At 68.1% G+C, this 14577-nt stretch carries 11 protein-coding genes and 1 pseudogene; 5 read left to right on the top strand and 7 right to left on the bottom strand.

Annotation, left to right across the window (positions count from 1 at the left end):
- Nucleotides 1-128: 128 nt before the first annotated feature.
- The 4 genes and pseudogenes from ACFQS7_RS28365 to ACFQS7_RS28350 form a co-directional block, all read right to left on the bottom strand.
- Nucleotides 129-614 carry a VOC family protein gene (locus ACFQS7_RS28365; RefSeq protein ID WP_380070518.1) on the bottom strand — a complete coding sequence of 162 codons (486 nt, stop codon included), beginning with the start codon at nucleotides 612-614 and terminating at the stop codon, nucleotides 129-131.
- 201 nt (nucleotides 615-815) lie between these two features.
- Nucleotides 816-2531, bottom strand: coding sequence for an amidohydrolase family protein (locus tag ACFQS7_RS28360; protein ID WP_380070517.1), 1716 nt, complete (start codon nucleotides 2529-2531; stop codon nucleotides 816-818).
- A 334-nt stretch (nucleotides 2532-2865) separates the two neighbouring features.
- Nucleotides 2866-3816 carry a tyrosine-type recombinase/integrase gene (locus tag ACFQS7_RS28355; RefSeq protein ID WP_380070516.1) on the bottom strand — a complete coding sequence of 317 codons (951 nt, stop codon included), beginning with the start codon at nucleotides 3814-3816 and terminating at the stop codon, nucleotides 2866-2868.
- 408 nt (nucleotides 3817-4224) lie between these two features.
- Nucleotides 4225-5228 (bottom strand): annotated as a pseudogene (locus tag ACFQS7_RS28350) (IS110 family transposase).
- Between the two features lie 373 nt (nucleotides 5229-5601).
- Between ACFQS7_RS28350 and ACFQS7_RS28345 the strand changes: the two are divergent.
- The 3 genes from ACFQS7_RS28345 (at nucleotide 5602) to ACFQS7_RS28335 (ending at nucleotide 10448) form a co-directional block, all read left to right on the top strand.
- Entirely contained in the window at nucleotides 5602-7257 is a 1656-nt protein-coding gene (locus ACFQS7_RS28345; RefSeq protein ID WP_380070515.1) for a sensor histidine kinase, read from the top strand.
- 360 nt (nucleotides 7258-7617) lie between these two features.
- Nucleotides 7618-8741, top strand: a protein-coding gene (locus ACFQS7_RS28340) for an IS3 family transposase (protein ID WP_380070514.1) whose coding sequence is annotated in 2 segments (ribosomal slippage) — nucleotides 7618-7867 and nucleotides 7867-8741 — 1125 coding nt in all. Because the reading frame shifts where the segments join, the coding sequence is not laid out codon by codon here.
- Nucleotides 8742-9392: 651 nt separating this feature from the next.
- The gene (locus tag ACFQS7_RS28335; RefSeq protein ID WP_380070513.1) at nucleotides 9393-10448 is read left to right on the top strand and encodes a YihY/virulence factor BrkB family protein; all 1056 of its coding nucleotides are present in this window, start codon (nucleotides 9393-9395) and stop codon (nucleotides 10446-10448) included.
- Nucleotides 10449-10547: 99 nt separating this feature from the next.
- Here the strand turns inward: ACFQS7_RS28335 and ACFQS7_RS28330 are convergent, their stop codons facing one another.
- Nucleotides 10548-11552: a Bug family tripartite tricarboxylate transporter substrate binding protein gene (locus tag ACFQS7_RS28330; RefSeq protein ID WP_380070512.1), complete on the bottom strand. Its 1005-nt coding sequence runs from the start codon at nucleotides 11550-11552 to the stop codon at nucleotides 10548-10550.
- 150 nt (nucleotides 11553-11702) lie between these two features.
- Between ACFQS7_RS28330 and ACFQS7_RS28325 the strand changes: the two genes are divergently transcribed.
- Together ACFQS7_RS28325 and ACFQS7_RS28320 are read left to right on the top strand one after the other, a co-directional pair.
- A complete protein-coding gene (locus tag ACFQS7_RS28325; protein ID WP_380070511.1) occupies nucleotides 11703-12470 on the top strand; it encodes an enoyl-CoA hydratase/isomerase family protein in 768 nt (255 codons plus the stop codon).
- Nucleotides 12471-12475: 5 nt separating this feature from the next.
- Entirely contained in the window at nucleotides 12476-13681 is a 1206-nt protein-coding gene (locus ACFQS7_RS28320) for a CaiB/BaiF CoA transferase family protein (protein ID WP_380070510.1), read from the top strand.
- 53 nt (nucleotides 13682-13734) lie between these two features.
- Here the strand turns inward: ACFQS7_RS28320 and vapC are convergent, their stop codons facing one another.
- Both vapC and vapB read right to left on the bottom strand, forming a co-directional pair.
- Complete coding sequence (gene vapC / locus ACFQS7_RS28315; RefSeq protein ID WP_380070509.1) at nucleotides 13735-14142, bottom strand: tRNA(fMet)-specific endonuclease VapC; 408 nt, start codon at nucleotides 14140-14142, stop codon at nucleotides 13735-13737.
- Entirely contained in the window at nucleotides 14142-14363 is a 222-nt protein-coding gene (gene vapB / locus ACFQS7_RS28310) for a type II toxin-antitoxin system VapB family antitoxin (protein WP_380070508.1), read from the bottom strand. Before vapB ends, vapC begins: the two co-directional genes overlap by 1 nt.
- Nucleotides 14364-14577 lie beyond the last annotated feature (214 nt).

The following is a 14577-nucleotide window of genomic DNA, read 5'->3' as shown; positions in this document are numbered from 1 at the left end:
AATGCATTTAATACTTGTCTACTTTGAATGTTATTTAAATCAATGGTTGACGGTGATTAAGGACACGCCAACACTCACGGAGAACGACCTCCGCTGTCCTACAGCTGAGTCGGGCGGAAAGCGGCCCCTCAACTGGTGGGATCAGTGGTCGCCTTCACCAGAGGCGGCTGCATGAACTCGATCGTCGCGCCGTCAGGACCAACGGCGTAGATCACTCGCGTTCCGGCCCGCGCGCCGCTCGCGATTGGCTGAGGTGTGCCCTGTGCCTTCCAGCCGTAGGCAGCGATCCGCGCGAGGAGCGCGTCGATATCATCGACCACGAGAGCGAGATGCGCGAAGCCCGGGTCGAACGGTTTGGCCGGCGCGCTCGGCCGATCCAGGCCCTGATATTCCAAGAGTTCGATCGTCTGATCCGCTAACGACACTATCGCCAAGCGCACCCGTGCCCCATGTGCCCCCGTCACTTGGCCGAGAAACTCGCCCCCCATCTCACCCGTCCGCACGAGCCGCGCGCCGAGCCCATCAACCCAGAACCGAAGGCTCTCATCGAGAGACGCAACCGCAAAGCCGACATGGTCGGCGCGTTGCACCTGGATGTTTGCGTGTCCCATCATGCGGGCCGTTCTACCGGCAAACGAGCCGGACGTCTGCTTTGGGCCGATCCCGGTGGAAGCCGGAGGGCGGCCGCGCTACCGCGCAGATGCACGGAGAGCACCCCTTCGCGTGCCAAGCGGGCCGCATTCTCGACCTCGGCCGGTGTGGTCCGGCCGCAGGCCAGGAAAGCACGAGGGACGTACGCAGAAGGGCGCCGCCGGCTACCTCGCCCGGAGCAGCACGCCTGGCCGCGCCCCCGTCTCTTCGCCGTCCTCGAAGACCGGCAGGCCCGCGACCATCGTCATCCCGTAGCCCTCGACGCGCTGGATCAGCCGTCGCCCGCCGGCGGGCAGGTCGGCGACCATCTCCGGGTGGTGTGCACGGAGCCCCGCGAGGTCAATCAGGTTGAGGTCCGCTTTCAGCCCCGGCGCCAGGCGGCCGCGGTCGGAGAGGCCCATGAAGTCTGCCGTCTCGCCGGTCATGCGCTTCACGACGAACTCCAGCGGCAGGCGCGGCCCGCGGGCGCGGTCGCGCACCCAGTGGGTCAGCATGAAGGTCGGGATCGCGCCGTCGCAGATCGACCCGCAATGCGCGCCGCCGTCCGACAGGCCGAAGACGGTGTGCGGGTCGCAGAGCAGGTCGCGGATCACCGCGTGGTCGCCGGTCGCGTAGTTGGCCAGCGGGAAGAAAAGCATCCGCCCGCCGTCTCCGGTGGTCAGGTAGTCGTAGCAGTAGGCCTGCGGCGTCTGGCCCGCACGCGCGGCCATGGCGGCGATGCTGCGCTCGTCGGTCGGCTCGTAGTTCGGCGGCTCGCCGAGCACGAACATCCCCTCCCAGCGCGTGGCGATGAAGCGGGAGAGGGGTGGCAGCAGCCGCAGCAGGCGAGGCGAGGCCTCCTCGGCAAGGATGCGCGCGCGGGTCGCCGGATCGCGGAGGCGGGCCAGCCGCTGCGGCAGCGGCAGGGTGGCAAGCTCCGCGAAGCTCTCGCGCAGGATGAAGGGGTTGAGGTCGGTCGAAAGGCCGAGCAGCAGTCCTGCTGGTCGGCCGCCGACCTGTCCAGTCAGCGCAAGCCCTTCGGCGCGGGCGGCGCGGATTGCCGCGGTGATGCGTGGCAGACGCGCGCGGTCATGCGCGCGGTCGAAATGCAGGAAGTAGAGCGGCCGGCCGCTGGTGCGGGCGAAGTCGCGCATCCAGGCGAACTCGGCGTCCACGTCCTCGAAATCGGCATTGAGGCCGAGCGCGCCACGGCCTGCGGCCCTGAGCGCGCGCGCCAGCCCCATCAGCTCCGCATGGTCGGAATAGCGCCCCGGCACCTGCTCCCCGGCGCGGGTCATGTGCTGGTCGGTGCGGCTTGTCGTGATGCCGAAGGCGCCGGCGCGCAGAGCCTCGGCGGCAAGGCGCTCCATCGCGGCGATGTCCTCGGCCGTCGCCGCCTCGCGCCGGATCGCGCGCTCGCCCATGACGTAGACGCGGAGCGGATGGTGGGCGAGCTGCGTGCCAACATCGACGGTGCGAGGCATGCGGCCCAGCGTGTCGAGGTATTCGCCGAAGCTCTCCCAGTCCCAGCGCAGGCCTTCCGTGAAGACAACGCCCGGGACCTCTTCGACGCCTTCCATCAGGTCGATCAGCGCTTGGTGGTGCTCGCGGCGGGCCGGGGCGAAGCCGACGCCGCAGTTGCCGAAGATCACCGTGGTCACGCCGTGGTTCGAGGAGGGCCGCAACACCGGGTCCCAGGTCGCCTGGCCGTCATAATGGGTGTGGATATCGACCCAACCCGGCGTGACCAGCCGGCCGCCGGCACGGACCTCCCGCCGCCCGGCCGCGGCCTTGCCGCCGACTTGGACTATCTGGTCGCCCTCGACGGCAAGGTCGCCCGCGAAGGGCGCGGCGCCGGTGCCATCCACGATCAGCGCGTCGCGGAAGACGATGTCGTGCATGGCGGTTCTCCCCTGGATTTCAGAGGAGTGTGTCAGGCGAGGCGGCGCCTGTCACACCAACCCTGGTGAGGCGTGCCCTGCGGCGGACGAAGTCGGCTGGCCGCCCATATGGGCGCGGCGGCATGTGCCGCCCAGCCAAGCCGCCGGAGACGGCAGCTGATTGGGGCTACGGCCGCGCCAGCAGCGCTAGCGGGTTGGCGCTCGGCGGGAGTTTATGTGGAAAATGTTGGAGAGTTTCCGTTGCGTCGAACTCGGCGGCTCCGGAAAACTCGGTCCAGGGCCTGTCCAAGCTGCGCAACGAGAGCGACCGTTTGGTCCTCCACGCCGCCCGGCGCTACAGCCCGACCAGTCCGGCAGGGCTTTCGTCGACGAGCTTGGCGCGTCGGACATAGCCGCGCATGGTGCGGATGTCCTTGTGGCGGCTATGTTCCATGATGGTCTCGTCGCGCACCCCGGCCTTGTAGGCCTCGGTGATGAACCCGGCCCTGAGCCCGTGCAGCGACAGCCGCTCGAGCCCTGACGCCTTGATCCCGGCCAGCGCCAGCCGCCGGCGCAGGATCCGCGGCAGGGCGTAGGGGTGCAGCGCGGCGGTCTCCACCGTGCCCCAGCGGTCGATCTTGCGGAACACCGGGCCGTAGCGGCAGTCGCTCGCCTGCAGCCAGGCCTCCATGGCCCGCACCGGGCAGGTCTCGGGTTTCCGGCCGCGCGGGAGGCCGAGTTCGGCCCCCCTCCCCTCCTGGTCGGCCTTGGCGCGCGGGATCAGCAGGCGCAGGCCCTCGGGCGTGAAGGTCAGGTGCTCGCGCTGCACCGCGACCAGCTCAGATCGACGCAGCGCCGCGGCGAAGCCCAGCAGCAACAGGGCCTTGTCCCGCATGCCGGTGAGGCCGTCGCTGCAGGTGGCGACGAGGCGGCGGATCTCGGCGGTGCCGATCGCCGCGGCGCGGCGCTGGGGCGTGCCGTGCTGGCGGGCGATGCCGGCCAGGGTGTCGCGCAGCGCCGGGTGCGACCCCGACCAGGGGTGGCCGGCCATGCGGTGGGCGCGGCCGATGGCGGCAAGCCGGCGGCGCAGGGTGGCGCCGGCGTGGGTGGTGGCCAGGGCGGCAAGGTAGGCCGCCACCGCCGTCGGCGCGGCCGGCAGCGCCGGCACGCCGCGGCTCCGGCACCAGGCGTCGAAGTCGGCCCAGTCCGCGGCGTAGGCGGCGAGCGTGGCCGGCGCCAGCGCCTGGCGGGCATAGCCGACGGCGCGGGCGACCTCGGCGTCGGGCAGCAGGGCGGGTGCGGACATGGGCGATCCCAATGACTTGGAGCAGTAGGGCAGAAAATGTGGCAGGGTGTCAACAGGCTCCATAAGGGCTCTTATGGAGCCTCAGCGAATAACGTCGGCTATTCTTCTGGAGCCAGGGGAAGCGGGGCTTACCGCGTGCGTGGATGCCACCTGCGGGTCAAGGCGCATCTGTAGCGGTGGCCCAGAGAGCACGGGTGCGGTCATGTGTCCGGCCTCTGGTTGCGGCCAGTCTGGCCGCGGGCCCTGATGAGCTGCGCGGAACGAGGGGCAATCAGGTGAGCGCGCTCGGGAGCGCATCGCGATAAACGGCCTCTCTCGTCACCGGCTCGCCGGTCTCTCGCTGTCATCGCCGCTTTGGCACCTTGGCCCTCGCTGGGTGCGGCTCCCGGCGAGCTCGAACGCGACCGCTCAGGCGGCGGTCGCGGCAGTGGTGTAGGTCCCGCCCCGGACCAGCAAGTCTTGTTGGCCAACGCCACGACGGCGACCTTGAAGGGCCGCCGTGCCAACAGGCGCGTTGCCCAGTCCGCCGCGTCCGGGCTGCGCCTGGCATGGCGCAGGCGGCTCGTGGCGCCGAGCACCAGCAGTCGGCGCAACAGGGGGTTGCCCTGCTTGGAGATCCGGCCCAGCCGCTCCTCGCCGCCGCTCGAGTGCGGCTTCGGCGTCAGGCCAAGCGAGGCTGCGAAGTGCCGCGCCGAGGCGAAGCCGTGCGGATGGCATACCAGCGCGGCCAGGGCGGTCGCGCCAATCGCCCCGATGCCGGGGATGCTCGCCAGCCGCCGGGCCGTTTCATCCTCCCGCGCATGGCGGACCATGCGGCTGTCGAGCCGCGCGATGCGCTGCTCCAGGGCTTCCAGCTGTTCCACCAACTCGCCCAGCGCTTCGCGCGCCAGGCCAGGCAGCCGGGCATCGTCGTTGTCACGCACCACCGCGATCAGCTTAGAAACCTTGCGCCCCTGCCCCGCAACGATGTCATACTCGGCGAGATGGGAGCGCAGTGTGTTGATGGTCTGGGTGCGCTGGCGCACCAGCATATCGCGGACCCTGAGCTCCACAAGGCTCGCCTGCTGTGCCGCGGTCTTGGCTGGCACAAACCGCATGGTCGGGCGTGTCACCGCCTCACAGATCGCCTCAGCGTCCGCTGCGTCGGTCTTGCCGCGCTTGACGTAGGGCTTCACGTAAGCGGGCGGCATGAGCCGCACCGTATGGCCAAGGCGGGTGAGCTCGCGGGCCCAGTAATGGGCACCGCCGCAGGCCTCCATGCCGACCAGCGCGGGAGGCAATGCCGCAAAGAACTCCAGCAGCTCCAGTCGGCGCAGCTTGCGCCGCAGCACGACCTCACCCGCCGCATCGATGCCATGCACCTGGAAGACGCTCTTCGCCAGGTCGAGGCCGATCGTGGTAGCCCTCTCCATGGATGCCTCCTCTCCCTCGTGGTCAGGTTCAGCACCAACCACGCTATGGCACTCCAATGCCGCAGAGCAGGGGGCATCCACCCCATCAGGTGATGCTAACAGCGGCACCCCGATTGTGGTGCGGTGCTGCTGCGGGACTACCCGGCTTGCAGGCGGTGCCGCAGGCGACGGGTGATGCCAGGAAGCCCTCAAGCGCGCACCCCATAGTCCAAAGCTTGTCCAGGGGTCCGGGTGCGGTACAGATGCATGCCGGGGCATTAAGGGGCATGTTGGTGGAACAAACTGGGATGCCTGATTGAGCCAGCCCGTGGGCCCGACGAGCGCCGTCTCGGGTCGGTCCCCGCCGTCCCTCGCCCGGCGACTATCATTGCTCGTGGCCGCGGTCGCGGTACCCCTCCTCGCACTTGCCGCCGCCGCCGTTTGGCACGCGCAGGACGGCACGCGAGCGCGGGCGGAGGATGCCCTGCTCGGCCAGACACGGGCGCTGGCGCTTGCCGTCGACCGCGAGTTTGACCGCGCCGAGGCGCTGCTCGACGGTCTCGCCGCCTCCTCCGCTTTGGCGCGGGGCGATCTTGATGCCGTCGAGGGGGAGCTGCGCGCCGCTTCTGCCAAGTTCGGAGATGCGACCATATCCTTGGTTGCCGCCGATGGCCGGATGGCACTGATGACGGCATGGGCGTTGGGGGAACGCCGAACGGGGGTCCGCGCCCCGGAAGCCGCGCAGTGGGTTCTTGCCTCGGGACGCGCCGAGATCACCGACCTGTTCCGCGGCACTGCCACGGGAGCGCCCGCGGTCGCCATCGGCGTGCCGGCCTTCGGCCCCCCCCATGGCTCGGGGCAGCGCGCGGTGGCGGCAACCCTCGGCCTCTCCCTGCCGCAGGCCCGTTTGGCCGCGGTGCTCGAGGCGCAGCGCGTGCCCAACATGCCTGGCTCGGTCGGCACGGTGCTGGATCGGACGGGGACGATCGTCGCCCGGACGCAAGGCGGTGACGGCATCGTCGGCCAATCAGCGCGGCCCGAGATCTGGAGCCGGGTATCCGCTGCACCCGAGGGCATCCTGCGCGGCACCACCACCCGCGAGGGCATTCCGGCGGTCATCGCCTTTTCGCACGGGCCCAGAAGCGGCTACGGCTACGTGCTGACCACCCCCGAGGCGATGTTCGAGGCGCCGCTACGCGCCGCCCTCACACGCATCCTGGGCCTGGGCGGGCTGATTGCCGCCGCGGGTATTGCGCTCGCTGTCCTGCTCGCACGCCGCACCGTTGCAGCATTCCAACGCCTGATTGCGCTGATCACCGAGGGTGCCACACCGGGACCAACCGGCTTGCGCGAAGCTGACGATCTCGCGGCGGCTTTTGCCACCACGCTGGAGGCACGCAATCAGAGCGAGCGGCACCGGCGTCTCGTGGTAGCCGAGCTGAACCACCGCGTGAAGAACGTGCTCGCCACCGTGCAGGCCGTGGTGGCCCAGACCTTGCGCAATCCCAGATCTGCCGACCCCGCGCGGTTGGCGGCCGACCTCAATGGCCGTCTGCAGGCGCTCGCGTGGGCGCACGACCTGCTGACCGCTGCCTCCTGGGAGGCGGCCGACCTCGACGCGGTGGCCCGCGCCGCGCTCGCGCCTTGGCTCGGCGGGACCAGCGCCGGATCCCGCGTCGACCTCTCCTGCGACCTCGACTCCGGACGAATGGGACGGCTCTCCCCGGCACAGGCGCAGACATTGGCTCTGGCACTGCACGAGTTGGCCACCAACGCCGCCAAGCACGGGGCACTCTCCACGCCCGACGGGCGGGTTGCCGTCACCTGCCGCGAGCAGCTGGATGGGGAGATGACGCTGGAATGGGTTGAGAGTGGCGGGCCGGCCATCGCCGGGATGCCGACGCGCCGCGGCTTCGGGACGCAGTTGCTCGAGCGGGCGTTGGCACGCGACCTGGGCACGGGTGCTGCGGTAGAACTGCGCTTCGAACCGGACGGCCTGCGGGCCTACGTCCGCTTCGTGCCGCGGAATGCTGTTAATCCGCCGAGGTGATCACCTCAGTCGGCCGATTGTAGCGCGGCATGAGATCTGCGCTAGCATGCTGGAAACCCGCGGCCAACCGGGATTTTGGAACCTCCCTCTAACATATGGGAAGCGCCTAAATCGCTTGTTAGACGAGGATGTCAGGCAGCCGGTGGATAAGGCGCGAGCAAAACTGCGACAGAACCGCCGAAGCGGCATTATTCGACTGCATGGCATCTCCCCAGGTGCCATGCGGTGAGAGACCGCTCTATGGCTTACCCCCAGCCATGAAGCCAAAAGGGCTGCCCGGAGACCCCCCAGCCAATGTGACCTGCCCCCGTAGAAGTAGTCCGCCGGTAAGGTAGTCCGGCGGCTACGGAGGAGGCTGGGATGGCGCGGAGGAAGGCGCACACGCCGGAGGAGATCGTCGCCAAGCTGCGGCAGGTCGAGGTTCTGGTGGGCCAGGGCAAGTCGGTGACGGAGCCGAGCTACTACCGCTGGCGGTCGGAATACGGCGGCCTGAAAGTGGACCAGGTGAAGCGGCTGAAAGAGCTGGAACGCGAGAACGCCCGGCTGCGGAAGGCTGTGTCGGATCTGACGCTCGAGAAGGTCATTCTGAAGGAAGCCGCGTCGGGAAAATGGTGAGCCCTGCGCGGCGCAGGGCGTGCGTCGAGCATGTGGTGCGCGAACTCGGCGTGTCCGAGCGGCAGGCCTGTAAGGTGCTGGGGCAGCACCGCTCGACGCAGCGGAAGGCGCCGCGCGGGGCGGATGACGAAGCCAGGCTGACGGCCGATATCGTCGAACTGGCGAAGCGCTACGGCCGGTATGGCTACCGGCGGATCACGGCGCTGCTGCGGGAGGCGGGCTGGTCGGTGAACCGCAAGCGCGTCGAGCGGATCTGGCAGCGCGAGGGACTGAAGGTGCCGCAGCGGCAGCCGAAGCGCGGCAGGCTGTGGCTGGCGGATGGCTCCTGCATCCGACTGCGGCCGGAGCGGCCGAACCACGTCTGGGCCTACGATCTCGTCGAGGACCGAACCCGGGACGGGCGGAAGTTCCGGATGCTCTGCGTAGTCGACGAGTTCACCCGCGAGGCGCTGGCGATCCGGGTGGCGCGCAAGCTCACCTCGGCGGACGTGATCGACGTGCTGGCTGAGCTGTTCTTGGCCCGTGGGACGCCCGCGCATGTCCGCTCGGACCAGGGGCCGGAGTTCATCGCCGAGGCGGTGAAGGCCTGGATCACCGGCGTTGGCGCGAAGACGGCATACATTGAGAAGGCGAGCCCCTGGGAGAACGGCTACGTCGAATCCTTCAACGGCAAGCTGCGCGACGAGCTGCTGAACGGCGAGGTGTTCCACACGCTCCGGGAAGCCCAGGTGCTGATCGGGCAATGGCGGCAGCACTACAACCGGGTTCGGCCGCACTCGTCGCTGGGCTACAGCCCACCCGCCCCGGAGACGGTGCCAGTGGCTAGGCCGCGGATCGGCTCAGGAGCAGCCACGGCGGTGATCCACTAAAATTCCGCCCGGACCACCCGATGGGGGCTGGTCACTCTCCCAGTAACGAACTGGCCAACTTCAGCGGCGGATACCTGATGCGGAAGGGCGTGCGCCCCGCATGTAGTGTCGCTCGGAGCGATACCCTGTTCGGAGCCGAGTGAGGAAGTCTCTCAACCAGTGCGTAACGCGCCTTAACGTATGCACGGGAAAAGGAGGGAAATTTTGCCTCTTAGCCATGCCGCATCGGATTAGGTGCCGCTGGTCTGACGTGTTTGATCACCCCAACGAGTCACATTAACCACAACTTGGAGGTGTTTTTTAAATAGAAATAATCAATTTTAAGGCACACGGCCGAGAGCAGCGAGGTAGTGCACAGCGGTCGCGGGTCGCCCCAGCCGTTCGAGGCTATTGGCGCTTATGCGGGAGAGCCGCGGGTGGCTTAATCGGAATACTCAACCTGCTTTTTGAGCGCGCGCCCTCGCCCTTCCGGATCACAGGCAAGCGCGTGTCAGGCTGGATCATGATGGACACCTACCGGCCGCCGAGCCGCACCGGCTGCATCGCACGCGTCGCAACGAGAGCACCGAGGTTCGAGGAAACCGCTTTATCGGCAAGCCGTTCCACAGCCATGTTCATCATGGATGCTTTGCTATGGGTCGGATATGGGCATTGCTGAAGGATACTGGAGAAGGCTTCATAGCGGACGACGCTTTGACGCGGGCTGCTGGTATTGCTTACTTCACCTTATTCTCGATCGGGCCGTTGCTGTTCATCGCCACCGGCATCGCCAGCTTCGTCTTTGGCCGTGATCAGGTTGATGACGCCATCACCGCTCAGATGGCCGGCATGCTGGGCGACCAAGCGGCGCGTGAAGTCGGGCGGTTGGCAGAAGGCGCGATGGGTGGTGCGCGCGGCGGCTGGGCGGTGGCGATCGGCCTGGGCACCTTGCTGCTCACCGCCGGCGGCGCCTTCGGTGCCCTGCAGAATGCGCTGAACGCCGTCTGGAAAACCGAGGTGCCGGAGGCCGGCTCGATTACCGAGACCGTCTCCCGCCTAGTCAAGGCGAAAGCTGCAGCACTCGGCCTGGTGGCGACGACAGGTTTCATCCTGATTGCCTCCCTCGCGGTCAGCGCGGCCATCGCAGCTTTCGGCTCCTGGCTGGAGGCCGTCCTCCCGGGCGGTGCGTTGCTCGCCTTGGTGCTGAGCATTGCGGTGACGATCGGCGTTCTGACGCTGCTGTTCGCGGCGATTTACAAGGTGCTGCCAGATCGCAAACTCGCCTGGCGCGACGTTCTCATTGGGGCCTTCACTACCGCCATCCTGTTCACCGTCGGCAAGACCCTCATCGCGCTCTATATCGGAAACAGCGATGTCGCCGCCGGCTTCGGTGCTGCGAGCGCGATCATCATCGTGCTGGTGTGGCTCTACTACTCAGCACTGATCTTCCTGGCCGGAGCTGAGTTCACGCGGGCCTGGGCCAACCTCAACGGGAGCAAGCAGGCGGTGCCGGTTCCGGCGAAGCCGGCCGATGCGGTGCTCGCCCAGGATCCCGAGCGACGCGGATTGCAGAGGCAATCTGCGTCAGCATCGGAGCGCACACCAAATGCCATTCTGCAGCTCCTTGTTGCCCTACTCCCGTTCGTCGTCACTGGAATCGTGCAAGGCATGGTGGAACGTCGGTCGCGGGCAGTGCGTAAACGCCGCTTGATACCGCATCGCGGCTGAGGAGCCGGTTATACGATCCTGCTTATCAGATCCGGCTTGGGCAGGTCGGGACCAAACACGAGAAGCGCCGAGAACACGTGTTAGGCTGCCGTCGCGCAGTCACTCCGGCTCGATTCCGGCTTGCCGGATCAGCGCCTCCCATCGCGCATTGTCGGCCCGAATGCGCGCTGCCAGCGCGCTAGCCGTCAGCGGTAGCACGGCGGTGGACAGCGTGGCGAAGCGCTCCTGCAATGCCGGCCGGGTCAGGGCAGCGCGGATCGCCTCATCTAGCCGCGCCACAGTCGCCGCCGGCATCCCTGCCGGGCCGAGCACTGCGATGATTGTCTCAAGAGCGCCCTCCGCGCTCGGAAAGCTCTCCTGCAGCGTCGGCACCTCGGGCGCCAGCGGGCTGCGCGCGGCCGCAGAGATCGCAAGCGCCCGCACCTGGCCCGACCGCCGCTGCGCAAGGCCTGTGCCGAGATCCACCACCGCAGCTTCGATATGGCCGCCGACCAGGTCGGTCATGGCCTGGGGAATGCCGCGGTAGCTGACGCCGACCGGCTGCGTGCCGCTCGCCGTGGCGAAGAGCGCCAGGGCGACCTGGCCACTCGGCGAACCGAAGCCGACGGTAACCGGTGGCGCCGCCCGCCGCGCCCGTACCTGCAGGTCGGCCAGCGACCGGACAGGCGAGGTTGCGGGGACCATGAGCATCATCGAGGTGGAGCCGACCCCGGACACCGGCTGGAAGCTCTCGACCGGATCGTAGGGCAGGCTTCGGATCAGGCTGCGGGCGACGAACATGACCGAGGAGCCCATCAGCAGCGTGGTCCCGTCCGGTTGGCTACGGGCGACCTGCGCGGCCGCGAGTGTGCCCTGCGCGCCCGGCCGGTTATCCACCACCACCGGCTGACCGAGGCTCTCCTGCAGCTGTTGCGCGATGGCGCGTGTGACGTTGTCTGTGACCGAGCCAGCCGGGAACGGCACCACCAGCGTGACCGGCCGCGTTCCGCCGTCCTGGGCTTGGCTTGTGGCGGACGGCAGCAGCAGCGCCGGCAGCGCGAGAATGGACCGGCGCCTGAGGGCGCAACGTATGACAATAGTCGCCAAGCCTTGGCGTTCTGGCACGTTCCTGTCCTCCCGCGGCCCAGGTGAGGTGGCGGGACGCCACCGTATTCGGCCTGTCCCGGCAGGGTGGCGTCAAGCCAGCAGCCGTCGCCTCGCCGACCTGTCCGCGCCCCGGCTAGATTGCTCAACAAGAGCAGGAGGAGAAACCAAGTGATCGACTACGAAGTCCAGGACGGGGTCGCGGAGATCCTGTTCAACAACGCCCCGGTGAACGCAATCACCGAAGCCTTCATGGATGCCCTGATAGAGGCTCTGGACCGGGCGCGCCGCGATCCCGCGGTGCGCGCCGTCATTCTCTCAAGCGCCATCCCCGGCCGCTTCTGCGCCGGGCTCGACCTGCCTGCCTTCCTGCGCGGCACGCCGGCAGATGCGCACCGCATCGTCGGCAAGATCTATGTCCGGATCAGCGAGGCCCAGTCCGCCCTCGGCAAGCCCTCGATCGCTGCCATCGGCGGCGCGGCCCGCGGCGCCGGCATGTCGATCGCCATCACCTGCGACATTATTCTCGCCGCCGATCATGCCAGCTTCGGCTATCCGGAGGTCGATGTCGGCCTGCTGCCGGCGATCCATTTCCACCACTTGCCGCGCATCGTCGGCCGGCACCGCGCCTTCGACCTGCTCTTCAGTGGCCGGAGCTTCGACGTCGCGGAGGCGGTGTCGCTTGGGCTGGTCAGCCGCCATGTGCCAGAGGCCGGGTTGATGGCCGAGGCGCGCCGCACTGCCGCGACCTTCGCCGCCAAGTCACCGACGCTGATGCGACTCGGCAAGGCGGCCTTCCTGCGCACTGCCGCCGCCGGCTACCACGAAGGGGCAGAGTCCGCCGTGGACTTGGTCTCCACCGTCTTTGGTACGGAGGATTGCCGCGAGGGCCTGGCCGCCTTCGCCGAGAAGCGGAAGCCCCACTGGATCGGGCGATAGCGACGATGACAACGCAAGCCGGCTCTGGCGCCCTCCATGGGCTCCGCGTGCTCGACATGTCCCGGGTCATGGCCGGGCCATTGGCCGGGCAGGTTCTGGCTGACCTCGGGGCCGACGTGATCAAGGTGGAGCGGCCAGGGCGCGGCGACGACACGCGCGAATGGGCGCCACCCTTCGTCGCCGATCCGCCGGTTACGCCACTCGATGAGTCGGTCTACTTCTGGACCTGCAACCGCGGCAAGCGCTCGGTGGTGGCGGACATCGCAAGCCCTGAGGGGCAGGCGCTGGTGGCGCGTCTCGTCGCCACCTCGGACGTGCTGATCGAGAACTACAAGGTCGGAACCCTGGCGAAGTACGGCCTGGATTACCCGACGCTGTCGGCGGCGAACCCCCGCTTGGTCTACTGCTCCATCACCGGCTTCGGGCAGACCGGCCCCTACGCGCCGCGGCCGGGCTACGACACCATCGTGCAGGGCATGGGCGGGCTGATGAGCATCACCGGCAACCCAGATGATGCGCCCGGCGGCGGGCCGCGCAAGGCCGGCATCGCCGTCGCCGACCAGATGACCGCGCTCTATGCCGATGTTGCCATCCTGGCGGCGCTCAGGGAGCGCGAGCGCTCCGGCCTTGGGCAGCATATCGACATGTCGCTGCTCGACGTGCAGGTGGCCGGCCTTACCAATCTCGGCATGGGCTATCTCGCCACCGGCCGGGTGCCGCCCCGCGCCGGCAATCGGCTGGCGACGGTCTATCTCAGTAATAGCTTTCGTTGCACTGATGGCGACTTGATGATCATCGTCGGCAATGACGCGCAATTCCGCGCCTTCTGTGCGGCGCTCGGTATGCCGGAAGTGTCGGCAGATGTGCGCTTCGCGCGGAATGCCGACCGTCTCCGCCATGCGGATGCCCTTGCGCTGCTGATCGGCCATGCCTTGCGCGACCAGACCCTGGCGGAATGCCAGGCCTTGTTCGATGCGGCTGGCGTGCCGGCCAGCCCGATCAACACCCTTGCCCAAGTCTTCGCCGACCCGCAGGTCATCGCGCGCGGGTTGGTGCGGGAAGTTGTACGCCCGGACGGGCAGGCGGTCCGGGTGATCGCCAACCCGATCCGGATGTCACGCACGCCACCTTGCAGTGACCGTCCGCCGCCACGGCTTGGCGAACATACCGAGGCGGTGGTCGCGGCCCTGCCGCAGGGAGGCCTCGGCTGAAGAAGGCATGTAACCAGCCTATGAATGCGATGTGGTCGTAGCAGTCCGACCGGTCAGGACGGAGCAAGCCAATCCTCTGCCCGCAGTCCATCGACACGCTGGAATTCACCAAGATTGCCGGTGATCACCACCAGCCCCCGGCTGCGGGCGTGGCCGGCTATGAGGATGTCATAGGGGCCGATGAGTTGCCCGCGTCGCTCGAGATCGGCGTGGATCTCCCCGGCGTGGGCCGCAGCATCCTCGTCGAAAGCTAGGACCACCAGGCGCGCCACCAACCCGTCCACTGCTCGGCGGTTCTCAGCCGGCCGCGCGGACTTGGCCGCGCCGTGCAGGAGTTCCGCCAGGGTGATGGTCGAGATGCAGAGGGTCTCCGCTTCTGCATTAAAGCGCGGGCGCAGTCCTTGTGGCCGGTCCCGGAGCAAGCGGATGCAGAGGTTGGTGTCGAGCATGTTCCGGAGCATCAGAACGGCTCGCGGGCTTGATGCTCCGGCTGGATGCGCTCGCCGAGATCAACGCTAGGGGCGGCGAAAAAATCGTCCCACAGCGCCGTAGCCGGCACAATCACCCGACGAGCGCCATCGCGGAGGATTGCCACTTCGCGGACGCCCGGCGGAAAGGCGACGTCCTTCGGCAGGCGCACCGCCTGGGACCGATTGCTTTGAAACAGCGTCGTGCGAGTCATCGGAAGTAGCCACGGATATACCATCTGTATATCCCGTCGAGGGCCGTCTTGCAACCGACTTGCATAGTCCCGACAGCCATTCGGAATCATCTTGTTGCATGGGTCGCTCGGTCAGGCGCGTTGGGGTAGGCTGGCGTAGAGGCGAGCCCTCGAGCAGTGAGGGATTGCGCCATGCCGTTCAAGGCCAACGCCGATCGCCGGCACCGCATCCCCA

Origin of the sequence: Dankookia sp. GCM10030260 (genome assembly GCF_042666655.1) — a bacterium.
Lineage (GTDB): Bacteria > Pseudomonadota > Alphaproteobacteria > Acetobacterales > Acetobacteraceae > Paracraurococcus.
This window is presented reverse-complemented; position numbering and strand designations above follow the sequence as displayed.

Excerpts from the sequence above, each read along its gene's own strand:
- ACFQS7_RS28365 (WP_380070518.1), bottom strand. The coding sequence starts at position 614 with ATGATGGGACACGCAAACATCCAGGTGCAACGCGCCGACCATGTCGGC.
- ACFQS7_RS28360 (WP_380070517.1), bottom strand. The coding sequence starts at position 2,531 with ATGCACGACATCGTCTTCCGCGACGCGCTGATCGTGGATGGCACCGGC.
- ACFQS7_RS28355 (WP_380070516.1), bottom strand. The coding sequence starts at position 3,816 with ATGTCCGCACCCGCCCTGCTGCCCGACGCCGAGGTCGCCCGCGCCGTC.
- ACFQS7_RS28320 (WP_380070510.1), top strand. The coding sequence starts at position 12,476 with ATGACAACGCAAGCCGGCTCTGGCGCCCTCCATGGGCTCCGCGTGCTC.
- vapC (WP_380070509.1), bottom strand. The coding sequence starts at position 14,142 with ATGCTCCGGAACATGCTCGACACCAACCTCTGCATCCGCTTGCTCCGG.
- vapB (WP_380070508.1), bottom strand. The coding sequence starts at position 14,363 with ATGACTCGCACGACGCTGTTTCAAAGCAATCGGTCCCAGGCGGTGCGC.